This window comes from Streptomonospora nanhaiensis, assembly GCF_026642255.1.
Lineage (GTDB): Bacteria > Actinomycetota > Actinomycetes > Streptosporangiales > Streptosporangiaceae > Nocardiopsis > Nocardiopsis tropica.
In genome coordinates this window covers 950,454-973,883 of the sequence record NZ_CP113264.1, presented here as the reverse complement: position 1 = coordinate 973,883, position 23,430 = coordinate 950,454, and the positions used below count along the sequence as shown (strand labels likewise).

Sequence of the window (23,430 nt, the reverse complement as noted above, 5' to 3'; positions counted from 1 at the left end):
ACACCCGTCCGCCGGTGGACCGCAACCCTAGCGGCGCCGCACCGGGTCCGTGAAGCCTCCGCGCCGCCCCGGGCACTCCACCGCCTTGGGCAGACTGGGGGCAGCAGGCCGACGGGGAGAGGGGACAGCGGTGGGGGGCGCGGGGGCGCGGTTGCGCGCGGTGCTGGGTGTGCGGTCGGCGGGGCCACAGGGGGCGTGGCCCGCGGAGGCGCCGGACGCCGACGCCCTGGCGGAGGGTTTCCGCGCGCGGTTCGGCGAGGCGCCCGCGGGCGTCTGGCACGCGCCCGGGCGGCTGGCCGTCATGGGCGAGCACACGGCCGCCGGCGGCGGCGTCGGCCTCTACACCGCGCTGCCCTGGGGGGTGACGGCGGCGGTCGGCCCGGCGCCGGGCCCGGAGGTGCGCGTGGCGACGCTCAGCGGCCCCCTGAGGGCGAGGGAGACCGCCGCCCGGGCCGTGTCCGACGCGGTGGTCTCCGCGCGCCGGGCAGGCGGGCTGGACGCCTCCACGGGCCTGCGGGTGCTCCTCGGCGCGGACCTGCCCGAGCACGCCTCCCTGGGGTACGCGGGCGCCGTGGGCGCGGCGGTGTCGCTCGCCCTCGCCGACCTCGGGGGCGGCCCTCCCCCGGAGGGCGCCACCGTCGACCAGCGGGTGGCCCTGGCCGCGCGGCCGGGGTGCGCGGTTCGCGTCAACCTCAGGAGCATGCGCACGACCGTCCTGCCCTTCGACCTCGCCGGCGAGGGGATGCGCCTGGTCGTCGTGGACACCGGGGCCCTGCCCAGGCGCGACCTCCGGGCCGTCCGCTCCGCGGAGCTGGAGCGGGCCCAGCGCACGCTCGGCCCGCTCCGCTCGGTCCAGGACCTGCCCGGGGCGCTGCGCAGCCTGCCGGAGCCCGCTCTGCGCAACCGGGTGGAGTACGCCGTCACGGAGGTGCACCGGCTCAACGCGGCCGTCGGGCTGCTGCGCGCGGGGAGGTTCGGGGAGACGGGGCCGATCCTGTCGGCCTCCCACCTGTCACTGCGCCGTTTCGGGCTCCCGACGCCCCAGGTGGACCTGGCCGCCGAGACCGCGTCCCGGGCCGGGGCCCGCGGCGTGCGGATGTCGGGGTGGGCCGGGACCGCCCTCGCCCTGGTGGCCGAGGAGCGGGTGGAAGGCGTCGCCACCGCTCTGGCCGGGGAGTTCGCCGCGAACGGCTGGGTGCCTCCGCGCGTGCGCGCCTCCCTCCCCTCGGCCGGGGCGCACCGGCTGCGGTGAGGGCCGCTTTCGTCCCCTAGGGGGGCCCTGGTCCCGGTTCAGGGACATCCGTGTGAACCCGGCTACCCTTTCTGCGATCAGACAGGGTGGAAGCGGCGACGGAGCGCTCCACGGCGCGGAGCAGATAGGCGATTCGATGGCTGACCGACGTAACCGGGGTGACGCCGGCTCGACCGGCGAACACGACCGGCAGGGCGTGTTCAGGCGCGGCGGAACCCCGGGCGGCGCGGACGAGTTCGAGAAGCTCTACCGGTCGCGCGAGTCCGAGCAGAGGGCGGTCGGCGGGACCCGGCGGCTCCCCTCCGCCGACGAGGTTCCCCCGATCCGCCCCGAGCGGCCCAGGCGGCCCGAGCGGCCCAGGCGCCGCACCCACCACGCCGGCCGCGAGTACGACGGCACCGGGACCAAGCGGCGGGCGCGCGAGACGCGGCAGCGGCGGCTCCGGAACACCGTCGTGACCGTCCTCGTGGTCCTGCTCGTGATCCTCGTGGTGCCCCCCGCGGCGCTCTACTTCTGGGCGGACTCCCGGCTGGCCCGGGTGGAGGCCCTGACCGACTACGAGGGCCGCCCGGACCGCCAGCCCGGCACCACGTTCATGATCGTGGGCTCGGACAGCCGCGAGGGGATGGACGAGGAGCAGATGCGGGAGCTGGCCACCGGCAGCGCCGAGGGCCGCCGCACCGACACGATCATGGTCCTGTACATCCCCGACGAGGGCGAGCCGACCATCGTCAGCGTCCCCCGCGACTCCTACGTGCCGATGGCCGTCCCCGGCTACGCCGACAACAAGATCAACACCGCCTTCGCCGACACCGTCTGCGGCACGGACGAGGCCGGCGAGGAGGTCTGCGGCGGCCCGGCCCCCCTCGTGGAGTCCTTCGAGCGCGCCTCCGGCGTGCGGATCGACCACTACGCCGAGATCGGCATGGGCGGCTTCGTCGACATCGTGGACGCCGTCGGCGGCGTGGAGCTGTGCCCCGAGGACGCCATGGCCGACCCCAAGGCCGGGCTGGACATCGAGGCGGGCTGCCAGACGATGGACGGCGGCACCGCGCTGGGCTACGTGCGCACCCGCGCCACCCCCCGCGCCGACCTGGACCGGATCGCCCGCCAGCGGGAGTTCTTCTCCGCACTGGTCGCGGAGGCGAGCGCCCCGTCGACGCTGTTCAACCCGTTCCAGTCGCTCCCGCTGGTGACGGCGGGCACGGACACGTTCATGGTGGACGAGGGCGACCGCCTGCGGCACCTGGGCACCATGCTGCTGGCGATGCGGGGCGGTACCCAGACCACGGCGATCCCGGTGGGCAGCACCCCCACCCTCGACCAGGTGGGCTCGGTGGTGGTCTGGGACGAGGTCCGCTCGGAGGAGATGTTCTCCGCCATGCGCGAGGGCGAGCCGATCCCCGAGAGCGCGTTCGAGGACTGAGGGCCCCGGAGGGGCGGACCGCGGGCCCGGGGCCGGCGGCGCACCGCTCCCGACGGGCCGTCCGGGGAAAGGCGAAGGGCCCGCTGCCGAAGCAGCGGGCCCTTCTTCGTGACGTTCCGTACTGTGCGCGCCTACCCCCCAGCGGGCGCACGGCCGGCACGTCGGTTCGTGGTGTCGAGCGGGCTCTCACCCGCTCTGGCCTGCCGGTTCTCACCGGCGTGTCTCCACAATAGGTCAAAGTTCGCGTAAGGGGCGAATCCAGTTCACGTGTCCTACGTCGCACCGCCACGCCACCCCGCTGATCCGGCACCGCCATCCTCCCACCAGGAGGACCCGCGTGTACGCCGAACACGGGAAACACACCGGGAAACTTCCGCCGGTTTCCTTCCGCAAACCCCCGCGAACACCGCTTTCCCGACGCCTCGGACCCGACCGCGGGCCCGGGACACGGCCACGCCCGGGCGCCCCCGCGGTGGGGACGCCCGGGCGTGGCCAAGGTCTCACCCGGACCCGGCCGCGGACCGCCGGCTCATGGCGGCCCGTGACCCGTCCGGACCACGGCCTCCCGGACACGGGTTCCGGGGGCGCGCGGACTAGGCGAGGCGCTTGGCCAGGTTCTCGTCCAGGGCGGCGAGGAACTGCTCGGTGGTCAGCCACTCCTGGTCGGAGCCGACCAGCAGCGCGAGGTCCTTGGTCATCTGGCCGCCCTCGACCGTCTTGATGACGACGTCCTCGAGGGTGTTGGCGAACTCCAGGACCTTCGGGGAGTTGTCCAGCTTGCCCCGGTGCTCCAGACCGCGGGTCCACGCGAAGATGGAGGCGATCGGGTTGGTCGAGGTGGGCTTGCCCTGCTGGTGCTGCCGGTAGTGGCGGGTCACCGTGCCGTGGGCGGCCTCGGCCTCGACGGTGCGGCCGTCGGCGGTGCGCAGGACCGAGGTCATCAGGCCGAGCGAGCCGAAGCCCTGCGCGACGGTGTCCGACTGGACGTCGCCGTCGTAGTTCTTGGTGGCCCAGACGTAACCGCCCTCCCACTTGAGCGCGGAGGCGACCATGTCGTCGATGAGGCGGTGCTCGTAGGTGAGGCCCGCCGCGTCGAACCGCTCCTTGAACTCGGAGTCGAAGATCTCCTGGAACACGTCCTTGAACATGCCGTCGTACGACTTGAGGATCGTGTTCTTGGTGGACATGTAGACCGGGTAGTCGCGGTCCAGGCCGTAGTTCAGGCTGGCGCGCGCGAAGTCCTCGATCGACTTGCGGAAGTTGTACATCCCCATCGCGACGCCGCCGCCCTCGGGGAAGTTGGCGATGTCGAACTCGACCGGCTGGCTGCCGTCGGCCGGGGTGTAGGTCATGGTGACCGTGCCGGGGCCGGGCACCTTGAAGTCGGTGGCCTTGTACTGGTCGCCGTGGGCGTGGCGGCCGATGATGATCGGCTTGGTCCACCCGGGCACCAGGCGCGGCACGTTCTCGCAGATGATGGGCTCGCGGAAGACGACGCCGCCGAGGATGTTGCGGATGGTGCCGTTGGGCGACCGCCACATCTTCTTCAGGCCGAACTCCTCGACCCGGGCCTCGTCCGGGGTGATGGTGGCGCACTTGACGCCGACGCCGTACTCCTTGATGGCGTTGGCCGCGTCGACGGTGATCTGGTCGTCGGTGCGGTCGCGCTCCTCGATGCCCAGGTCGTAGTACTTCAGGTCGACGTCGAGGTAGGGCAGGATCAGCCGGTCCTTGATGAAGGACCAGATGATCCGCGTCATCTCGTCGCCGTCGAGCTCGACTACGGGGTTTTCGACCTTGATCTTGGCCATGGCTGTGTGGCTGTCCCTTCAGTCTTCGCCACCGCCTCGTGCTGCGGAGGCGGCTTCCGGCCCGTGGCCGGAGCCGGTCCGCTCGCGCGGCGATCCCCTGATCCCGCCCGGCGTCCGTGCCTGCCGGGGATGCGGTGGCTTGTCGGTGTCGCAGTATCTCGACGTCAAGCTTATTAGACGCCTAGGAGGAGAGTTGCGGCGCCACCCACGCCAGCACGATCAGCAGGACCGCGAGGCCGACGAGGGTGAGCAGGTCGATCCAGCGGCGGCGGACCGCGAGCATGCCGATCCAGTCCTTGGGCAGGAACAGCCGGAAGGCCGCCGCCAGCAGCAGAGCGCCCGCGATGATCGCCGGCCCGCGCTTGAAGTAGGCCGCGGCCACGACCACGATCCCGGCCGCCAGGGCCGACATGACGAGCATGTACGGGACCTGGGAGAGCCAGTACGGCACCGCCGGCCCGGCCTGCCCGCCGTCCCCGGCGGCGGGGAGGGCTCCGGCGTCCGCCGCGGGGGCGGGGGCGCCGCCGGGCTCCCGGGGTCCCCCGTCCGGGGGCGTGTCCGCCGCGTCCGCGGCGCCCCCCTCGGGGCCCTCCGCGGAGTCCCGTGCCCCGTCCGGGCCGGCCCCCCGGGGATCCTCGTCCCGGGTCCCGCCCGTGTCCGCCACGTCCGTCCGCTCCACGTGTCCTGCCCGGCTCTTCGGTCCCACCCTGTCCACCGCGTCCCGACCCGTTCGCTTCCGAGGTTGCCTGGCCGCCGCGCGGCTCCGTTCACGGTCCTCCCCGGAACTGGCACAGACCGGCCACCCGCCGAGGCGGCGGTGTCCGAAACCGAACCGCCCCGGGAACGGCTCACGTTCCTGGTGGCTCCGGCGGCACTGTGCCCGAAACACTCCGGTCCGTCCGGAGAAGACTCCGCCCATTGTAGTGATCCGCGTCGCGGTCTCCTCAGGGCTCACGGAAACGGCCCGGCTCTGCGCGCTCGCTTCTCCTGTCCGTTTCCCGCGTCCGGTTCGGCCACAGCACCGTAATTCCGCGTCTTATCCGTCTAACTCCGGAGTAAGCGCGTAGAACGCGTGGCTGCCGGGTAACCCAGCTGGAGATGAGTGCACCGGTGAGCGAGGACCACCCCCATGAAGCCCACTCGACACGTCGACCGAACCCCCGTCCCTCGGCAGCCACCCCTCCCCCACCGTCGCCCGCACCCCCACCGGCAGCGTCACCCCAGCCCGGGAGGAGTCACCGTGGACGGTCCCTACCTCCGGGTCGAAGAGACCGGGGACATCCGTCAGCTCACCGGCGAGGTCACCACGGTCGGCCGCGGTGAGGGCGCCGACATCCGGTTGAACGATCCGAGCGTCTCGCAGCTGCACGCCGAACTGGTCCGCCGCGGACCCTACGTCTACGTGGTCGACCTGGGGCTGTCGCGCAACGGCACCCGCGTCAACGGCCGGCCCATCGCCCGCCGCGTCCTCGACGAGGGGGACGTGGTGAGCTTCGGCACCGCGCGCTGCCGGATCGGCGGCCTGCCCCGCGAGCAGATCAGCCCCGACCTCGAGCTCCGCAGGGGCGCGGCCCCGGAGCTCACCCGGCGGGAGCTGGACGTGCTCACCGCGCTGTGCCGGCCCGCCCTCTCCGAGGAGGCCTTCGTCGCCCCGGCGACCGCGCGCGACATCGCCGAGGCCCTGGTCGTGACCGAGGCGGCCGTCAAACAGCACCTGCTGCGCCTCTACCAGAAGTTCCGCATCCCCGAGGGGCAGAACCGCAGGACCCGGCTGGCCAACGAGGTCGTGGCCCTGGGCCTGGTCAGACCGATGCCCGTGAGCGGTTCGGCCCGCCGGGCGAGCTGACCCGGGCCGCCCGGCGCCCGGGAGCACGGGGGCGGCCCCGGGTCCCCCCGCGGCCGCCCTCGTGCGCGCTCCCCCGGTCAGGCCGCGGCTGCGGCCCGGCGCTCGGCGGCCTCCACCACGTTCACCAGCAGCATCGCCCGGGTCATCGGGCCGACACCGCCGGGGTTCGGGGACAGGTACCCGGCGACGTCCGCGACGTCCGGCGCGACGTCGCCGACCAGCCCGGCCTCGGTGCGGGAGACGCCGACGTCCAGGACGGCCGCGCCCGGCTTGACCATGTCACCGGTGATCAGCCCGGGCACGCCCGCGCCCGCCACGACGATGTCCGCGTTCCTCGTGTGGGCGGCCAGGTCGCGGGTGCCGGTGTGGCACAGGGTGACGGTGGCGTTCTCGGAGCGGCGGGTGAGCAGGAGCCCGAGGGGGCGGCCCACCGTGACCCCGCGCCCGACCACGACCACCTCGGCGCCCCGGAGCGGGACCTCGTAGCGGCGGAGGAGCTCCACGATGCCGCGCGGGGTGCACGGCAGCGGGGCCTCCTCCATCAGGACCAGCTTGCCCAGGTTGACGGGCTGGAGGCCGTCGGCGTCCTTGACCGGGTCGATCAGGCCGAGGACCCGGTTCTCGTCCAGTCCCCCGGGCAGGGGGAGCTGCACGATGTAGCCGGTGCAGGCCGGGTCCTCGTTGAGCTCGTGGACGGCCTGCTCCACCTCCTCCTGCGTGGCGGTCCCCGGCAGGTCGCGCCGGATGCTCGCGATGCCCACCTGCGCGCAGTCGCGGTGCTTGCCGCGCACGTACGAGTGGCTGCCCGGGTCGTCGCCGACGAGCACCGTCCCCAGTCCGGGGGTGATGCCCTTGGCGTGCAGCTTCGCCACCCTCTCGGCGAGCTCCTCGCGAATGGACTTCGCGACGGCCTTGCCGTCCAGAACGATCGCGCTCATGCGTTACCCCTCGCTGCTGTGAAGCGGAATCAGTGGAAGAAGTGGCGGGTGCCGGTGAGGTACATGGTCACCCCGGCGGCCTTCGCGGCGGCGACGACCTCCTCGTCGCGGACGGAGCCGCCGGGCTGGACCACCGCCCTGACACCGGCGTCGAGGAGGATCTGGAGGCCGTCCGCGAACGGGAAGAACGCGTCGCTCGCGCCCACCGAGCCGCTCGCCCGGTCGCCCGCGCGGGTGACGGCCAGCCCGGCGGAGTCCACCCGGTTGACCTGGCCCATGCCGACGCCGACGGTCGCGCCGCCGGAGGCGAGCAGGATGGCGTTGGACTTGACCGAGCGCACCGCCCTCCAGGCGAACACCAGGTCCGCGAGGGTCGCCTCGTCGGCGGCCTCTCCGCTGGCCAGCGTCCACGAGGAGGGGTCGTCGCCGGGGGCGTCGATCATGTCCCGGTACTGCACCAGCAGGCCGCCGCTGATCTGGCGGTTCTCGACCCCGGACCGGAACCCGCTCCCGTCGGCGACGAGCAGCCGGATGTTCTTCTTGCGGGTGAGGACCTGGAGGGCCTCGGGCTCGAAGGCCGGGGCGACGACGACCTCGGTGAAGATCTCGGCGATCTGGCCGGCGAGCTCCGCGCCGACGGGGCGGTTGGTGGCGATGACGCCGCCGTACGCCGACACGGGGTCGCCGGCGTGGGCCTTGAGGTGGGCCTCGGCGTTGTCGGAGCCGACCGCGATGCCGCAGGGGTTGGCGTGCTTGATGATCGCCACGCACGGCTCGTCGAAGTCGTGGGCGGCGCGCAGCGCGGCGTCGGCGTCCACGTAGTTGTTGTACGACATGGCCTTGCCGTGCAGCTGCTCGGCGCCGGCCAGCCCGGTGGCGGGCTCCCCCTCGACCGTGTAGAGGGCCGCCTGCTGGTGCGGGTTCTCGCCGTACCTGAGCACGTCCCGGCGCCGGTAGCCGACACCGGTGAAGTCCGGCCAGCCGGACCCGGCGGCCTCCTCGTCGGGGGCGTAGGCGGCGGAGAACCACCCCGCGACCGCCGCGTCGTAGGTGGCGGTGTGCCGGAAGGCGAGTCCGGCCAGGCGCTTGCGCTGCTCCGGGGTGAACCCGCCGTCGCGCACCGCCTCCAGGACGGAGTCGTAGGCCGCGGGGTCGACCACGACCGCGACGCTCGCGTGGTTCTTGGCGGAGGCGCGCACCATGGCGGGGCCGCCGATGTCGATCTTCTCGATGCACTCGGCGTCGGAGGCGCCCGAGGCGACGGTGTCCCGGAAGGGGTAGAGGTTGACCACGACCAGGTCGAAGGGGGCGATGCCCAGCTCCTTGATCCTGGCGACGTGCTCGGGGTTGTTCTGGTCCGCGAGGAGGCCCGCGTGCACGGAGGGGTGGAGGGTCTTGACCCGGCCCTCCATGATCTCGGGGAAGCCGGTGACGTCCTCCACGGAGGTGACGGGGATGTCGGCGTCGCGCAGCCGTGCGGCCGTGGAGCCGGTGGAGACGATCTCCACCCCGGCCTCGGTCAGGCCGAAGCCCAGCTCCTCCAGCCCGGTCTTGTCGTACACGCTGATCAACGCACGCCTGATGGCCTGCTGGCTCACCGGTTCTCCTTCGTGTCGGTCGCGTCGGCGACGCTCTGCTCGGTGCGGCCGAACCGCACGTGCCTGCCGTCGACGGTCCAGCCCTCGCGGGCGAGCCGGCCGACCGTGTCGACCAGCATCCGCCGCTCCACCGCCTTGATGCGCTCGTGGAGGCTGGCCTCGTCGTCGTCGTCCTGGACGGGGACCGCGACCTGGTCGATGATCGGCCCGGAGTCGACGCCCTCGTCGAGGAAGTGGATGGTGGTGCCGGTGATGCGGACACCGTGGGCGAGCGCGTCACGCACCGCGTGCGCGCCGGGGAAGGAGGGGAGGAGCGCCGGGTGGATGTTGACCGCGGGGTGGCTGCCGACGACGGCGGGCCCGAGGATCCTCATGAACCCGGCGGAGACGACCAGGTCGGGCTCGTACCCGCTGATGTGCTCGGCCATGGCGGCGTTCCACAGGGCGCGGTCGCCGTAGTCGCGGAAGTGGGCGACGAAGGTCGGCACCCCGGCCCTCTCGGCGAGCTCGATGCCGCGGGTACCTCTGCGGTCGGCGCCGACGGCGACGACGGTCGCCCCGTAGCCGGGGTCCTCGGCCGCCTCCAGCAGGGCGGCCATGTTGCTGCCCGTGCCCGATATGAGGACCACAACTCGCGCGGACAAATGCTTCTCCCAGTGTGTAGAGAACGGTGCGGGAGCGGTCTCCCGGCTCCGGGGGCGCCGGGGGACGGCGCAGCATCCGGATGTCGCGTACGCCCCGCACGGAACCCGGGGCCGGGCCCCGCGTCGTGTCGGGGCGCCCCACCCGCACCCCGAGGAGCAGCCTCCACGGGCGGTCGCGGGTGACGGCCGGGCCCGCTCGGCCCGTCCGCGTTCCCACCCTATCGGGCCGGGTAGCGTCTACCCACGGGGAGTCGGCGTTGGCGCCACTGTGACGGGGGCCGCCACGGCTCCCGGACCAGCCCCGGGACCACCGAGACCCGGCATGCTCCGCCCAGGCGTGAGCGGCCCACCACGCCCCGGCGGGGCGTCCGTAAGGAGAGAACCTTGACCGACAACAGCCCGGAACCGCGAACCGAGGGGCAGCCTCCCAGAGTCGAACGAGGCGGCCTGTGGGGTCTGTTCTTCGGAGCGGCCGGCCTGCTGCTCCCTCCCTACGGGGCCGTGCTGTCCGTGTTCGGCGTCGTGCAGGGTTTCCGGGCGCGGAGAGCGGCGAGACGGAACCGCACCCAGGCCCCGGGAGCCCTGCTGAGCGTGGTCGTGGGAGTGCTCGGCGTCGTGGTGTCGCTGGCCCTGACCTCGGTCTTCGTGGTGTACCGCGACCAGGTGACGGAGTTCCGCGACTGCTCGGCCCGCGCGCACACGGTGACGAGCCAGAAGGTGTGCGACGAGGCGTGGGAGTCGTCCACGGGCCTGCCGCCCACGGTGGTCGCGGCCTGACGGCCCCTTCCGGCCGCCCCTCCCGCCGCGGCCGATCCGCCGGCCGCGCCCCCGGCGCGGGACCCGCGCGTCCCCCCTCCGCCGGGCCGCCGGGCGGCCCGCGGCCGCCGCACGCCCCCTCCCCTTCGCGGTACGGGGTCCCCGCCCGATGACCCTGTGTGAGGGGGCGGCGGAAGCCGCCCGGCCGCCCCCTCGGACACCCGCGGACCCCTCCCGCACGCGGGCCGGGCTTTTCCGGCCGCCGCCACGGTGAATCGACTGTTTTCCCCAGTGTCTGCCACCCCCAAAGGGACTACACTTAGTATGCAATCGTTCACTAAAAGTGTTGACCACGCCTGCGCGAGAGGACTCGATGGACAGCGACGTCCCCGGATCGTCCGGACCGGAACTCAGGGAGTACACGGCGCTGCTGCGCCGCCGCTGGCGGCCGGTCTGCGCCGGGGTGGTCGGCGGGCTGGTCCTCGCCACCGCCGCGGTCCTCGCCCTGCCCTCCGTCTACACCTCCGCCACGTCGGTGCAGGTCCGGCCCACCGGGCTGGAGCGGTTCACCGGAGAGCAGTCCGGGCGCCTCGCCGGGGACGTCAACCTCGACACCGAGGCACAGGTCCTGGTGTCGGACCAGGTGTCGGCCGTCGTCGCCCGGACCCTGGCCGGGACCGGACCCGGGCCGGCGCCGACCACGGCCGAACTGCGCGAGCGCGTCGAGGTCAGCGTGCCCCCCAACAGCAACGTCCTGGAGATCCACTACTCGGCGGGGAGCCCCGAGGCCGCCCGGGCGGGCGCGGAGGCCTATGCCGACGCCTACCTCGCCCTGCGCCGGGCCCGGGTCGACGACCTGATCGACAGCCGGTTGGAAGCACTGCGGGCGGAGCAGGAGAACCGCTACGAGGCCCTCGCCGAGGCGGCCGGGGACGGTACGGCCTCCCCGCAGGCCACGGCCCGGGCCGACGCGCTGCGCCAGGAGATCACCGACCTCGGCAACGGGATCAGCCCGCTCAGCGCCCTCCGTGAGACGGTCAGCCCCGGCTCCGTGATCACCCCGGCCGGGCTCCCGGAGAGTGCGAGCAGCCCCGTCCCCGCGCTGTGGCTGGTCGGCGGCGCGGCCCTCGGGCTCGTCGCGGGCCTGCTCGCGGCCGTGGCCCGGGACCGCCTCGACCCGCTTCTGCGCGACACCGAGGAGACCGCCCGCGTCGGGCGGCTGCCGGTCCTGCTCGACCTGTCCGCCCGTTCGTCCCGGTCCCCGTCCGACCGCTCCCCCGGCCTGCTGGGCGAGGAGGGCGGCGGCCAGCGGGTCAACGAGTTCGCGCACCTGGTGCGCGCCCGCCTCGCCGTCCCCGCGGCCGGGCCGGACGGGGAGTCCGGCGGCGCCGGGCTCCCCGAGCGGGCCGGGACCGCCGACGAGGGGCCCGGCCGCGTCATCCTCGTCGCCGCGGGCACACCGGGCCGGGCGGGCGCGGCGACGGCCGTCAACCTGGCCGCGGCCCTGGCCCGCACCGGTTCGGAGACGCTGCTGGTCTGCTCGGACCCGAGGACGGACACCGTCGGCGAACTGCTCGGCCTGCCGGAGGGGCCCGGCCTGGCCGAGGCCCTGCTGGAGGGCGAGGACCCCGGGGACCTGGAGGTGCGCCCCGACGCGGTGCCCCGCCTGCGCGTCCTGCGCCACGGGAGCCCGGGACTGACCGCGCCGGTGCAGGGGACGGCCATGACGGAACTGGTGCGGCTGCTGCGCACGAACGCCGACTACGTGGTCGTGTCCGTCGCGGCGGTGGGCGAGCGCGCCGACGCGCACGCCCTGGCCGGGGCGGCCCACCTGCTCCTGCCTGTGGTCGAACTGGACCGGACCCGGCGCGCGGACCTGGTCGGCCTGCTCACCCTCGCGGACCGGTTCGGGGTGCCCGTCCCGGGCACCGCGGTGCTGCCGGCCCAGCCGCAGGCCGGGCCCGCCCCGGTCGCCTCGGCGGGGCCCGCGCCCTCGGAGGACGGGCCGGCCCCCGCCTCCTCCGAACCGGAGGAGGCGGACCCCGAACCCGGGAACCCGGACACCGGGGACACCGGGCCGGAGACCGCGGTCCCTCCGGGCGGCGAGGGCACCGAACCGGACGTCGTGGTCCCCGCGGACACCGCCGAGGCCGCGGCGGCCGTGAAGTTCGCGTACACCGCCGAGGCGTGGGACGCCCCGTACACCACGGAGGCATGGGAGAGCTCCTACACCGCAGAGGCCTGGGAGACCGCGTACACCGCCGAGACGGCGGAGACCGACCCGGCCTCCCCGGTGGCCGGGGTCCCCGGCGGGTCCGCCGAGACCCCGGAGAGCGCAGAGGGCCCGGAAAACGCGGGGAACCCGGAGAACGCAGGGGACGCGGGGGACGGCGGTCCCGCGTCCGTCGACACGTCCGCCTCCGGAGCCCGGCGCTGATGGCAAGAGACTCGTCCGCCCGCGGCCCCCGGGCGTCCGCGACCGTTCCCATGGGCCCCTGGGCGGTACCGGGTCCCGCCCGGGCGTCCGTAACCGGTCCCCTGCCCGGCGCGGACGCCCCCGGCGCCGCCGGGCGCCCCGTGGTCTGGCTGCTGGCCGGGTACCCGCTCTGGTGGGCGCTGGGAATGGGGCAGTTCGCGTACTGGCTCTTCGCGGTGCCGATGGCCGCCGAGCTCGTCCGCCGCCACCGGACGGCGGGGCTGCGGGTCCCGCCGGGGTTCTGGCTCTGGGCCCTGTTCCTGGTGTGGTCGCTGCTCGGCCTGCTCCTCGTCCCGCTGGACATGCCCGGCACGGTCCCGGGCAGCGGGGGCTACGGCGGCGCCCTCCTGAGGGTGGTCAACTACCTCGTGCTGACCGTGCTGCTGCTCTACGTCGGCAACCTGACCGAACGGGAGCTGCCCGCGCGGGCCGTCGTGTCGGCGCTGTCGGTGCTCTGCCTGGCCACGATCGCCGGCGGCTACCTGGGGATGGCGGCGCCCCGGTTCGAGTTCACCGCGCCGCTGGAGTACCTGCTGCCGCCGGGGCTGGCCTCCGACGCGTACATGCAGGCCCTCGTCCATCCCGCGTCCGCACAGGTCATGGACATCTTCGGATACGACTCGGCCCGCCCCAAGGCCCCTTGGGAGTACACCAACATCTGGGGGTACATGCTCTCCCTGCTGCTGGTGTGGCTGGTGGTGGGCTGGGTGGTCCAGGGGACCGGCTGGATCCGCTGGGGCGCATCGGCGGCCGCCGCCCTGGCGGTGGTCCCCGCCGTGTACTCGCTCAACCGGGCGCTGTGGGCGGGCCTGGCGCTCTCCCTCGCCTACGGCGCCGCGCTCGCGCTGCGCCGGGGCCGGGCGGTGCTCGTGGGGACCTGCGCGGCAGCCGCCGTCGCCGCGCTGCTGGTCCTGGCGGCGTCGCCGCTCGCGGACGTGGTCAGGGCGCGCGCCGACACCCCGCACAGCGACGACGGCCGGGCCGCCACCAACGCCGCGGCCGTGGAGGCGGCCGACCTGTCGCCCGTCATGGGGTGGGGCACCACGAGGGAGTCCCAGGGCAGCCCGGACTCGATCGCGGTCGGCCCCACGTCGGAGTGCCCCGGCTGCGGCCAGCACGTCATCGGCAACGCCGGGCAGCTCTGGATGACCCTCATCACGACCGGCTGGGTGGGCGCCGCCCTCTCCACCGGGTTCTTCGCGTGGGTCGCGTGGCGCTACAGGTCGACGGCCTCACCGGTGGGACAGGGCGCGCTGCTGACCGTGCTGCTGCTGTTCTGGTACATGTTCTTCTACGTCGCGCTGATGTCCCCGCTGGCGGTCACCATGGTCGCCGTCGCCCTGCTGTGGCGGGACGGCGAGCCCGGACTCCGGCGGCGCGGGGCCGCGCGCACACGCGGAGGTCTGCGTTGAACAGCGAGACGACCTATCTGACCGACCTCGCCGCGGTGCTGTGGCCGTGCGGGGGGCTGCTCGGGCCCGGGGACAGGGGCATGCGGCGCCGGGTCCGCCGCGACCGCGGCAACCAGTACCTGCCGGTGCCCAGCGCCCACAACCCCCGGGTCATCCTGCCCGCGTACAACCGCTCGGCCGCCACCCGCGGCATCACGTCCTTCGCGCAGGGGCACTCGCTGCGGGAGAGGGCGCGCACGCTGCTGCTGACGGGGGCGTTCGCCACCGGGATGGCCCCGCTCCTCCTCCGCGACCGCCTGTACGTGGGCGCGGGCCCCGGGATCGAGCACGCGCTCACCGCCGCCCTCGACCGCGACCTGTCCATCGCGATCCACGTCGGTCCGCCCAGGGCCAACCGCAAACCCGTCCTGCTCCTGCTCACACCGGGCGGACGGACCATCGGCTACGCGAAGGTCGCCGTCAACGACCTGACCTCGCGCCTGGTGCGCGCCGAGACGCGGGCCCTGCGGCACCTCGCCGGGACCCCCCTGAGGGACGTGACCGTGCCGCGCCTGCTCTACGAGGGGGAGTGGAACGGCCACCCGCTGCTGGTGCAGGAGGCCCTGCCGGTCGGGGAGCAGACGGACCGGCCCACCCGCCGCCAGCTGCTGCGCTGTGTCACGCAGATCACCGCGGTGGCGGGCGTGCGGGAGCTGAGGCTCTCCACCAGCCCCTACCGGCACTCGCTGGAGGAGCGGATCGTGGCGCTGGGCGCCCGGCCCGAGGCCGCACCGCTGCGCGCCGCCCTGCGGCGGCTGCCGGACGTGCGCGTGCCGTTCGGGGCCTGGCACGGCGACCTCACCCGGTGGAACATCGCCAGCACGGCGCGGCGCGCGTTCGTGTGGGACTGGGAGCGGCTCTGCCTGGACGCCCCGGCGGGTTTCGACGCCCTGCACTACGACCTCAACGAGTGCGTGCAGGCCGGGGTCCACCCCGGCGTGCACCAGTGGCTGGACAGCGGCTCGCGGCTGCTGCGCGACCCGCTCATGTCCGGGACCGGGCTGCGCCCGCACACCGTGTCCACCGTCATGGCGCTGTACCTGATCGACCTGGCCACGCGCTACCTGCACGACCGGCAGGCCGAGAGCGGCGGCCGCCTCGCGGCCGTGGACGACTGGCTGCTCCCCGCGCTGGAAGGGCTCCAGGAGAGAGCCGCCCACGAGGCCGCCGGTCCCGCCTGACCCGGGACCCGCGTCCCCGCGGCGGCGCGGTGAGGGGACCGCGCCGCCGACACGCCACCGACACCGGGCCGCGACGGCCGCCGGCGCCCGCACCGGCGCACGTCCGCGGCGCCTGCCGCCGGAACCGCCCGCCGGGCGCCGGCGGACACCACGTCCGCAGACCAGAGAGGGACCACCCGATGCCGCGGAACACCTCCCCCGCACTGCTCCACCGCCTGGCAGCTCCTGCCCGGCGGGCCCTCCTGCCCCTGGCCGACGGCCTGGGCGGGATGACCAGCTCCGCCCGCGCCGTTCCCGACTTCCTGATCTGCGGCGCCCAGCGCGCGGGCACCACGTCGCTGTTCAAGGCCCTGGGCCGGCACCCGGCCGTGACCGGCCCGACCCTGCGCAAGGGCGTCCACTACTTCGACACCGGGTACGGCCGCGGCCTGGACTGGTACCGGTCCCACTTCCCCCTGCGCGCGACCCTGCGGGCACGCCGGGGGCGGCCCGGGGTGAGGGTGTTCGAGTCCAGCCCGTACTACCTGTTCCACCCCCTGGCCGCCGAGCGCATCGCCCGGACCCTGCCCGAGGTGCGGGTGGTCGTGATCCTGCGCGACCCGGTGGAGCGGGCGTACTCGGCGCACGCGCACGAGTCGGCGCGCGGGTTCGAGACCGAGCCCTTCGCCCTCGCCGTGGAGCTGGAGGCCAAGCGGCTCTCCGGCGAGGAGGAGCGCCTCGCCGGGGATCCGGGGTACCGCTCGCACGCCCACCAGCACCACGGGTACGTGGCGCGCGGGCACTACGCGGACCAGCTGCTCAGGATGGAGCGGCACCTGGGGCGCGACCGGATCCACGTGGTGGACCACGCCGACCTCTTCGACGGGACGGCGCGTGCGCTGGCCGGGATCGAGCGGTTCCTGGGGCTGCCCCCCGGTCCGGGGGAGGCCCCGGGGCGGCACAACGCGCGCGAGCGCGCGGGGATGCCGGAGGGGCTGCGGGCGGAGCTGACGGAGCGGTTCGCCGAGAGCGACGCCCGCCTGGCGGCCTGGTGGGGGCGCACACCCTCGTGGCGCGCGTGACCGACACCGCGGACCGGCGGGACGCGGGCGGGACGGCCGGGCCGGGGGCGGGCCTGCGCCCCGTCCTGCGCGGCGGCGTCGTCAACATGGCGGGGGCCGTGGTCGGAGCCGGGCTGAACCTCCTCCTGATCGTGGCCATCACCAGGGCGTTCTCGCAGGAGACGGCGGGCCTGCTGTTCTCGGCGACGTCGGTGTTCCTGATCGCGGCGGTCGTGGCGAACCTGGGCGCACCGGACGGGCTCGTGTACTTCATCGCCAGGATGCGCGTGTTCGGCCGGCCCGGGGGCGTGCCCCGTCTGCTGCGGCTGGCCATGGGGCCCGCCGTCTGCGCCGCGTGCGTCCTGGCGGGAGCGCTGCTGGTGTTCGCCGAGCCGATGGCCGGCGCCCTGGGGAGCGGGGAGGCCGCGGCCTACCTCCGCCTGCTGGCGGTGTTCCTGCCGTTCGCGGTGCTCACCGACTCCGCGCTGGCGGCGGCGCGCGCACACCACGACATGGCCGGCACCGTGCTGGTGGACCGGGTGGGCCGCCCGCTGGCACAGCTGGGGCTCGTGGCGGGGATCGCGGTCACGGGATCGGCCGGGCTGCTGGCGCTGGCCTGGGCGGGGCCGTACCTTCCCGCCGCGGCGCTGGCGTGGTTCTGGCTCGGGCGGATCCTGCGGGGTGCGCGGCCCGGGGCGGGCCCGGGGCACGGGCCGGGAGCGGGCGCGGACCGGGGGGACCAGGCTCGCGAGGACCCCGCCCCGGCGGGGGGCGCCGGTGCCCCCGGGGCCGCCGGGGCCGAGCCGGTCGCGGCCCGGGAGTTCTGGACGTTCGCGCTCCCCCGCGCGCTGGGCGGGCTCGCCCAGATGGGGGTGCAGCGCGGCGGCGTGGTGCTGGTCGCCCTCTTGAGCGGCCTGGCCGGCGCGGCGGTGTTCACGGCCGCCACCCGGGTCATGGTGGTCGGCCAGTTCGGCACGCAGGCGGTGCTGTTCGCCGCCCAGCCGAGGTTCGCCGAGCAGGTGGCGACGGGGGACCACGAGGGGATCAGGTCCCTGTACCGGGCGGGGACCGCGTGGCTGCTGTGTGTGACAGGGCCGCTGTACCTGTCGGTGCTGGTGTTCGCCCCGGAGGTGATGCGGCTCTTCGGACCGGGCTACGCGGAAGGGGCGACGGCGCTGGTCGTGGTGTGCGCGGGGCAGCTGCTGGGGTCCGTGCTGGGCATGGGCGACCTGATCCTGACGATGACGGGACGCACCGGGCTGAACCTCCTGAACAACATGCTGTCGCTGGCCGCGAACGTGGCCGTGTGCGTGGCGCTCGTGCCGTGGGCGGGGGCCACGGGGGCGGCCGTGGCCCTGGTCGCGGCGGTCCTGGTCCGCAAGGCGCTCCCGCTGTGGCAGCTGCGGTCACAGGTGGTGCTGCACCCGTTCGGCCGGCCGGTGGCGGCCGCCGCGCTCAGCGCCGTGCTGTGGTTCGGCGCCCTGCCCCTGCTGGCGGACGCGGTGGCCGGCGGCGGATTCGCGGCGGCGGCAGCGGCCCTGACCGCGGGCGTCCTGGGCCACGCGGCGACGGTGTGGTCGCTGAGGGGGCTTCTCGGCCTGCGTCCGCGCGGATGAACCGCGCCGCCGGTCCCGGTCGCGGGCGGTTCGGGCGTCCCCCGCGCCCGCGCCGCCCGCCCCGGGCCTTCGGGCCGCGGGCCGCGGGCCCCGGGGTCCGCGCGCCCTGCCCCGGATCCGCCCTTCCCGGGCCGCGTGCCGTGTGGCCGCGCCCCGGCGCCCGATCGTCTCCGGGCGCCGCGGCGACCCGCGCGGCACGGGGCGCCGACCATCCGTATGACTACTCTCAGTTATGGAATGATGACAACATGTCTGCATCCCCGGTTCTCCTGGTGGCCTCCAGCGGTGGTCACCTCACCCAGCTGTGCTCGCTCCGCCCCTGGTGGCAGGGGCGCGAGCGCGCGTGGGTGACCTTTCGGACCCCCGACGCCGAAGCCGCCCTCGACGGCGAGCGGGTGCACTGGGCCTTCCACCCCACCACGCGCGACGTCGGCAACCTGCTGCGCAACGCATGGCTGGCCCTCAGGGTCCTGCGCGAGCGGCGCCCCTCCGCCGTCGTCACGACCGGCGCCGGGGTGGCCCTGCCGTTCTTCGCCCTGGCCTGGCTGCTGCGGATCCCGACCGTCTACATCGAGGTCTACGACCGCATCGACACGCCGACCCTCACCGCGCGCCTGTGCCGGCCCTTCACACGCCTGTTCCTCACCCAGTGGGAGGAGCAGCGGACCTTCATGCCGACCGCCATCACGGTAGGACCGCTCCTGTGACAGAACAGACCACCCGTCCGACCCAGAGGCCCGAGGCCGGCGACCACCCCGACGTGGTCGTCAGCATCGGCACCGACCACCACGCCTTCGACCGCCTGGTCCGGTGGACCGACGACTACGCCCGCCGCCACCGGGACCTGAGCATCCTGGTGCAGCACGGTCACAGCACCGCGCCGGAGGTCGCCGCGGGCACGCCCTTCCTTCCCGGCGACGAACTCGGCGCCCGCATGCGGGAGGCGCAGGTGGTCGTCACCCACGGCGGTCCGGGGACCATCGTCCAGGCACGCCGGGCCGGGCACCTGCCCGTCGTCGTCGCCCGCGACCCCGAGCTGGGCGAGCACGTGGACGACCACCAGCTCCTCTTCGTCCGCCGTCTGGAGCAGGCGGGCCGGGTCCGCGCCTGCTCCAGCCCCCAGCAGCTGTCCGCGCTCATCGACGAGGCCCTCGCCTCGCCGGAGGCGTTCCGCGTCCGACCCTCCGCCGACGGGGGCCCGGAGCGGGCGGCGCTGCGTGCGGGGGAGCTGATCGACCTGCTGACGGACACCTGCGCCGGTCCCGGCGCACCGGAACCCGTCGTGCGGCCCGCCGGCGCCTGGCCCGAGGTGACCGTGGTGGTGCCCACCCGGGACCGCCCCGAGCTGCTGCGCCGCACCCTGCGCGCGGTCGAGGAGCAGGAGTACCCGGGCCGCATCACCACGATCGTGGTCTTCGACAACGACCAGCCCGACCCCGCCCTGGCCCGCGCCGACGGCGAGCGCCCCGTGCGCGTGGTCACCAACACCCTCACCCCCGGCCTGGCCGGGGCCCGCAACACCGGCGTGCTCGCGGCCGACACCGAGCTGGTCGCCTTCTGCGACGACGACGACACCTGGATGCCGGGCAAGCTCAGGGCCCAGGTGGAGGTCATGCGCGCCGAGCCGGGGACCGAGATGGTGTGCTGCGGCATCAGGGTGGTCTACGACCGGGTCGAGGCGGAGCGGAGCCTGGACCGCACCAGCGTCACCTTCGGCGACCTGCTCGCGTCGCGGCTGACGGAGCTGCACCCGTCCACGTTCCTGATCCGCCGCGGCGCCATGCTCGACGGGTGCGGGACGGTCAGCGAGGAGATCCCGGGCAGCTACGGCGAGGACTACGAGCTGCTGCTGCGGCTGGCCAGGCGCGCGCCCATCCGCAACATCCCCGAGCCCGGCGTACGGGTCCTGTGGCACCGCCGCTCCCACTTCGCCGGCCGCTGGCAGACCATCTCCAAGGCGCTGCGCTGGCTGCTGGAGCGCTACCCCGAGTTCCGGCTGGTGCCGCGCGGCTACGCCCGCGTCGCCGGGCAGATCGCGTTCGCGGAGGCGTCGGCGGGCCGGCGCGGGGCCGCGCTCGGGTGGATCGGCGCCACCCTCCGGCACCGGGCGGCCGAGGGGCGCGCCTACCTGGCGCTGCTGGTGGTGTGCGGTGTGCCGCCCGGGTGGATCACGCGCGCGCTCCACCTGCGCGGGAGGGGTGTGTAACCTCGTATGCCGTGTCCCGGGCCCGTCCGGGACACGGACGAGACGGGGGAGCACATGGTCAGGGAAGCTGCGGTCGGGGACGTGGAGCGGGCGGCGGACACGCTCGCCGCGGCCTTCGCGGACTACCCCTTCACACGCCACACCATCTCCGCCGACGACCACGCGGCCCGGCTGAGGGAGTTCCAGCGGCTCTTCCTCGCCGAGATCGGCCTCCCGCACGGCCGGGTCCTGGTGTCCGAGGGCCTGGACGCCGTCGCGGTCTGGACGACCCCGGACTCCGGCGGCGCGGAGGCCGTCATGGAGCGCCTGCTGCCCACGTTCGTGGAGCTCGCGGGCGATCGGGCCGCGGCCTACGCCGCGGCCGAGGAGGAGATGGGCCGCCACCGCCCGGCGGAACCCGTGTGGTTCCTGGGCACGGTCGGCGTCCACCCGGGCTCGCAGGGGCGGGGTCTGGGGCGCTCGGTCGTCGCCGCCGGGCTGCGCGAGGCCGACGCGGCCGGGGTCCCCGCCTTCCTGGAGACCTCCGCGTACGGCAACGTCGGCCTCTACGAGTCCCTGGGGTTCGCCGTGACCGCGGAGTACGACCTGCCGGACGGCGGTCCGAGGACCTGGTCCATGGCCCGGCCCGTCGGGGGCTGAGGCGCCTCCCCCCGGCGGACCGCCCGCGCCCGCCCCGTTTCCCGTGCCGCGCGCCCCGGGTGCCCCGCGGGGCGCCCGGGGCCTCCGGCCTCAGTCGCGCCGGGCGGCATCCTCCGCGAGGCGCCGCACCCGCTCGGGCAGGCGCACGTACGGGTCCTGTCCGGCCAGCTGGAACCCCCGCTGGGCGTACTCGTTGGCCCCGATGCGGAAGTCGCACCCCGGGGTCAGCTCGTTGTCCCACATCTTGACCGCGCGCACCCGCTCGTAGCGGCGCAGGACGTCGGGGATCTCGGAGTACCACTCCAGGGTCTCGCGGGGCCCGATGTCGGTGGTGCCCATCTCGCCGATCATCACCGGCTTGTCCGGGTCGATGCCGTGCGCGGGCCCCTCGGTCTGGATCCAGTCGTAGGCGGGGCGCAGGGCCTCCTCGAACGAGTGGGTCTCGGTCCAGTTCGGCTGGGCGTCGCAGGTGGACATGTTGTACGCCTCCCAGCTGATCCAGTCGACGTAGTCGTTGCCCGGCCAGAGCCCGGGGAGGCGGTCGAGGTTGGCCTCCCACCCGGTCACGTTCCACACCCAGATGGCGTTGTCCGCGCCCTCGGCCCGGTAGAGGTCCACGATGTGCCTCCAGGAGGCCACGAACTCCTCGGGCGTGCCGCGCTTGTTGTAGCGCCTGTTGGCGTCGGCCTCGTGGTCGAAGGTGACGAAGTAGGGCACGCCCAGCTCGGCGATGCCGCGCGCCTGGGACCGCAGCTGCTCGTCGAACTCGCCGTCGGCGATCGACGCGTAGGAGACGGCCGGGTGTCCCGGGCGGGTGAAGCGGCGGGCCTCGATGTTGGTGTGCACGAACTTGCCCTCGGCGGCCATGCTCCGCTCGCGCCGTCCGGGGATGTCCGCCTGGTCGATGCCGCGCCAGGTGTACACGATGTCCATGTCGCGGTCGGCGGCCTGCTCCAGCTGCTCCACCCGGTTCTCGTAGGGGCTGGCCCCCCACCAGACCCCGCAGGAGGGCTCCAGGATCTCCGACACCGTGCAGCGGTACTCCGTCGCCGCGGGCAGTCCGAGGAACGTCGCCGCGTCCTCGGACGGCGTGTCGGGCGGGACGGACCGGCGGTCGGGGGCCGCGGCCTCCCCCGGTGGCGCGCCCGCGGCGCCGACAAGTGTCATGGCGAGGGCGAGTGCCCCCGCGGCCGCCATGGCCCGTACCGGTCCCCTGTCCACTTCGAGCCCCCTAGCCAGAAGAAACACAACCCAGAGTGTTCACTTGACTACTATACGTTACAATTTCGGCACGCAACACCCTCACCCGGCCCAACGCGACACGTCCTCGGAAATCGGACCCCGCCACGGCACAAGCCCCGGGACACGGGACACGGGCGGGAGAAAGCCGCGGACGCGCCGGGAACGGGAGCCCGTTCCGCCACGGGGACCTCAGTATCCGTAGCGCCTGCGGGACGGGGCCGTCACCGCGGTCACCAGGTGGCGCCGCCAGGGCGCCAGGGACTCCCGCCACCCGTGGTCGGCACGCACGCCGATCCGGCCCGCGGTGAACCGCATGGGGTTCCCCGACACCGCGTGGCCCCCGGAGAGCCGGCCGCTCCCCCCGGCCGCCAGCGGGCCGCCCGCACCCCCGGTCTCGCCCGTGTAGCCCGAGAACGCGGCGATGCGGGCGAACTCCGCGCCCGGTTCGGCGACGAAGTCCTCGTAGCGGACCCTCAGGGTGGGGGTGCCGAGCCCGGCGAGGGCGTCGAACGCGGCGTTCTGGGCCATCCACTGGACCGCCGCGCGTCCGGCGGAGTACCTCGCCATCTCCGGTTCGCTGCTGGCCTCGCTCGCGTCCGGGCGGATCGTCCTCTTGCCCCAGGAGTGGGCGACGGCGCGGGGGTCGCGCACCACGTGCAGCAGCCGCATCCGGGAGCCGTAGCGCAGGCGCAGGCACGCGGCCAGGGAGGCGTGCTTGCTGGCGTCCACGATCACGCGCGCGCCGCTGACCCGGGACACGGCCGCGTAGAGGCGGTGGTAGAGCTCCGTGTAGCGGTCGCAGCGGGCGGAGAGGCGGCCCTCGCGCGCACCGTCCAGCAGGGCCGGCAGGAACCGGGTCCGGTCGACCCCGTCCTTGAGCCGCAGCACCTGTCCGGCGTCCAGGCGGCCCCAGCCGCCGAACGCCTCCTCGCCCACGTCGGTCCAGAACCCGCACTCGGAGAACGGCCGGCCGCAGCCGCACCTCTCGTTCTCCACCAGCCCCCGGCGCCACAGGTGCACGATCTCGCCCACCGAGCAGAACCCGGGCAGCTCTCCGAGCAGCAGCTCGATGAGGGTCGACCCGGACCGGCCCATGCCGCCGACGAACACCAACCGATAACCGTCATCCACACCCTCAGACTATTACCACCGGTCACGATCCGACATCGGAACGCGACGACCCGCCGGGGGGCGGGCCCCGGCGGGAAGTCGTTTCCCGGAGACGGCGAACGGCCCCGGTCGGGGAGGTCACGCCCCGACCGGGGCCGTTCGTGCTCTCACTCAGGCGTCATGGGGCGGGCTGTGGAC

The 23,430-nt window shown here is 74.7% G+C and carries 19 protein-coding genes; 12 read left to right on the top strand and 7 right to left on the bottom strand.

What is annotated here, in order from left to right:
- Positions 1-130: 130 nt before the first annotated feature.
- Both OUQ99_RS04390 and OUQ99_RS04385 read left to right on the top strand, forming a co-directional pair.
- Positions 131-1,252, top strand: a complete 1,122-nt coding sequence (locus OUQ99_RS04390) for a galactokinase family protein (protein WP_267948142.1) — start codon at positions 131-133, stop codon at positions 1,250-1,252.
- Between the two features lie 136 nt (positions 1,253-1,388).
- Positions 1,389-2,678, top strand: a complete 1,290-nt coding sequence (locus OUQ99_RS04385) for an LCP family protein (RefSeq protein ID WP_267948141.1) — start codon at positions 1,389-1,391, stop codon at positions 2,676-2,678.
- A 593-nt stretch (positions 2,679-3,271) separates the two neighbouring features.
- Here the strand turns inward: OUQ99_RS04385 and OUQ99_RS04380 are convergent.
- Both OUQ99_RS04380 and OUQ99_RS04375 read right to left on the bottom strand, forming a co-directional pair.
- Positions 3,272-4,489: an NADP-dependent isocitrate dehydrogenase gene (locus OUQ99_RS04380; RefSeq protein WP_267948140.1), complete on the bottom strand. Its 1,218-nt coding sequence runs from the start codon at positions 4,487-4,489 to the stop codon at positions 3,272-3,274.
- Between the two features lie 181 nt (positions 4,490-4,670).
- Positions 4,671-5,153, bottom strand: coding sequence for a DUF3017 domain-containing protein (locus OUQ99_RS04375; protein ID WP_267948139.1), 483 nt, complete (start codon positions 5,151-5,153; stop codon positions 4,671-4,673).
- Between the two features lie 576 nt (positions 5,154-5,729).
- Here OUQ99_RS04375 and OUQ99_RS04370 point away from each other — a divergent pair.
- On the top strand, positions 5,730-6,335 hold the full coding sequence (locus OUQ99_RS04370; protein ID WP_267948138.1) for an FHA domain-containing protein: 606 nt from the start codon (positions 5,730-5,732) through the stop codon (positions 6,333-6,335).
- A gap of 77 nt (positions 6,336-6,412) precedes the next feature.
- Here the strand turns inward: OUQ99_RS04370 and OUQ99_RS04365 are convergent, their stop codons facing one another.
- From OUQ99_RS04365 to purN, 3 genes are read right to left on the bottom strand one after another with little or no spacing between them, the layout of a single operon-like run.
- On the bottom strand, positions 6,413-7,273 hold the full coding sequence (locus OUQ99_RS04365; protein ID WP_267948137.1) for a bifunctional methylenetetrahydrofolate dehydrogenase/methenyltetrahydrofolate cyclohydrolase: 861 nt from the start codon (positions 7,271-7,273) through the stop codon (positions 6,413-6,415).
- 29 nt (positions 7,274-7,302) lie between these two features.
- Complete coding sequence (gene purH / locus OUQ99_RS04360) at positions 7,303-8,871, bottom strand: bifunctional phosphoribosylaminoimidazolecarboxamide formyltransferase/IMP cyclohydrolase (protein WP_267948136.1); 1,569 nt, start codon at positions 8,869-8,871, stop codon at positions 7,303-7,305.
- Positions 8,868-9,515: a phosphoribosylglycinamide formyltransferase gene (gene purN / locus OUQ99_RS04355; RefSeq protein ID WP_267948135.1), complete on the bottom strand. Its 648-nt coding sequence runs from the start codon at positions 9,513-9,515 to the stop codon at positions 8,868-8,870. Before purN ends, purH begins: the two co-directional genes overlap by 4 nt.
- Positions 9,516-9,899: 384 nt before the next feature.
- On the opposite strand from purN, the gene OUQ99_RS04350 reads away from it, so the two are divergent.
- From OUQ99_RS04350 to OUQ99_RS04310, 9 genes are all read left to right on the top strand, one after another.
- On the top strand, positions 9,900-10,292 hold the full coding sequence (locus OUQ99_RS04350) for a DUF4190 domain-containing protein (protein ID WP_267948134.1): 393 nt from the start codon (positions 9,900-9,902) through the stop codon (positions 10,290-10,292).
- A 352-nt stretch (positions 10,293-10,644) separates the two neighbouring features.
- Positions 10,645-12,708 (top strand): lipopolysaccharide biosynthesis protein, encoded by a 2,064-nt coding sequence (locus OUQ99_RS04345; RefSeq protein WP_267948133.1) that lies wholly within the window; start codon positions 10,645-10,647, stop codon positions 12,706-12,708.
- Positions 12,708-14,159: a ligase gene (locus tag OUQ99_RS04340; protein WP_267948132.1), complete on the top strand. Its 1,452-nt coding sequence runs from the start codon at positions 12,708-12,710 to the stop codon at positions 14,157-14,159. Before OUQ99_RS04345 ends, OUQ99_RS04340 begins: the two co-directional genes overlap by 1 nt.
- Complete coding sequence (locus OUQ99_RS04335; protein ID WP_267948131.1) at positions 14,156-15,379, top strand: phosphotransferase; 1,224 nt, start codon at positions 14,156-14,158, stop codon at positions 15,377-15,379. The genes OUQ99_RS04340 and OUQ99_RS04335 overlap by 4 nt, the downstream gene beginning before the upstream one ends.
- A 179-nt stretch (positions 15,380-15,558) precedes the next feature.
- Complete coding sequence (locus tag OUQ99_RS04330) at positions 15,559-16,440, top strand: sulfotransferase (RefSeq protein WP_267948130.1); 882 nt, start codon at positions 15,559-15,561, stop codon at positions 16,438-16,440.
- Positions 16,410-18,035, top strand: a complete 1,626-nt coding sequence (locus OUQ99_RS04325) for a lipopolysaccharide biosynthesis protein (protein ID WP_431061479.1) — start codon at positions 16,410-16,412, stop codon at positions 18,033-18,035. The genes OUQ99_RS04330 and OUQ99_RS04325 overlap by 31 nt, the downstream gene beginning before the upstream one ends.
- Before the next feature lie 248 nt (positions 18,036-18,283).
- Positions 18,284-18,742 (top strand): UDP-N-acetylglucosamine--LPS N-acetylglucosamine transferase, encoded by a 459-nt coding sequence (locus OUQ99_RS04320; RefSeq protein ID WP_267948128.1) that lies wholly within the window; start codon positions 18,284-18,286, stop codon positions 18,740-18,742.
- The gene (locus OUQ99_RS04315) at positions 18,739-20,241 is read left to right on the top strand and encodes a glycosyltransferase (RefSeq protein ID WP_267948127.1); all 1,503 of its coding nucleotides are present in this window, start codon (positions 18,739-18,741) and stop codon (positions 20,239-20,241) included. Before OUQ99_RS04320 ends, OUQ99_RS04315 begins: the two co-directional genes overlap by 4 nt.
- 54 nt (positions 20,242-20,295) lie before the next feature.
- Entirely contained in the window at positions 20,296-20,880 is a 585-nt protein-coding gene (locus tag OUQ99_RS04310; RefSeq protein ID WP_267948126.1) for a GNAT family N-acetyltransferase, read from the top strand.
- Positions 20,881-20,970: 90 nt separating this feature from the next.
- On the opposite strand, the gene OUQ99_RS04305 is transcribed toward OUQ99_RS04310, so the two are convergent.
- Complete coding sequence (locus OUQ99_RS04305) at positions 20,971-22,101, bottom strand: glycoside hydrolase family 26 protein (RefSeq protein ID WP_267948125.1); 1,131 nt, start codon at positions 22,099-22,101, stop codon at positions 20,971-20,973.
- Between the two features lie 210 nt (positions 22,102-22,311).
- The gene (locus OUQ99_RS04300; RefSeq protein WP_344178949.1) at positions 22,312-23,217 is read right to left on the bottom strand and encodes a sulfotransferase; all 906 of its coding nucleotides are present in this window, start codon (positions 23,215-23,217) and stop codon (positions 22,312-22,314) included.
- Between the last annotated feature and the right edge of the window lie 213 nt (positions 23,218-23,430).

Bases quoted from the DNA above. Each gene is read 5' to 3' on its own strand.
- OUQ99_RS04385 (WP_267948141.1), top strand. From the start codon at position 1,389: ATGGCTGACCGACGTAACCGGGGTGACGCCGGCTCGACCGGCGAACAC.
- OUQ99_RS04380 (WP_267948140.1), bottom strand. From the start codon at position 4,489: ATGGCCAAGATCAAGGTCGAAAACCCCGTAGTCGAGCTCGACGGCGAC.
- OUQ99_RS04365 (WP_267948137.1), bottom strand. From the start codon at position 7,273: ATGAGCGCGATCGTTCTGGACGGCAAGGCCGTCGCGAAGTCCATTCGC.
- OUQ99_RS04345 (WP_267948133.1), top strand. From the start codon at position 10,645: ATGGACAGCGACGTCCCCGGATCGTCCGGACCGGAACTCAGGGAGTAC.
- OUQ99_RS04340 (WP_267948132.1), top strand. From the start codon at position 12,708: ATGGCAAGAGACTCGTCCGCCCGCGGCCCCCGGGCGTCCGCGACCGTT.
- OUQ99_RS04330 (WP_267948130.1), top strand. From the start codon at position 15,559: ATGCCGCGGAACACCTCCCCCGCACTGCTCCACCGCCTGGCAGCTCCT.
- OUQ99_RS04320 (WP_267948128.1), top strand. From the start codon at position 18,284: ATGTCTGCATCCCCGGTTCTCCTGGTGGCCTCCAGCGGTGGTCACCTC.
- OUQ99_RS04310 (WP_267948126.1), top strand. From the start codon at position 20,296: ATGGTCAGGGAAGCTGCGGTCGGGGACGTGGAGCGGGCGGCGGACACG.
- OUQ99_RS04300 (WP_344178949.1), bottom strand. From the start codon at position 23,217: ATGGGCCGGTCCGGGTCGACCCTCATCGAGCTGCTGCTCGGAGAGCTG.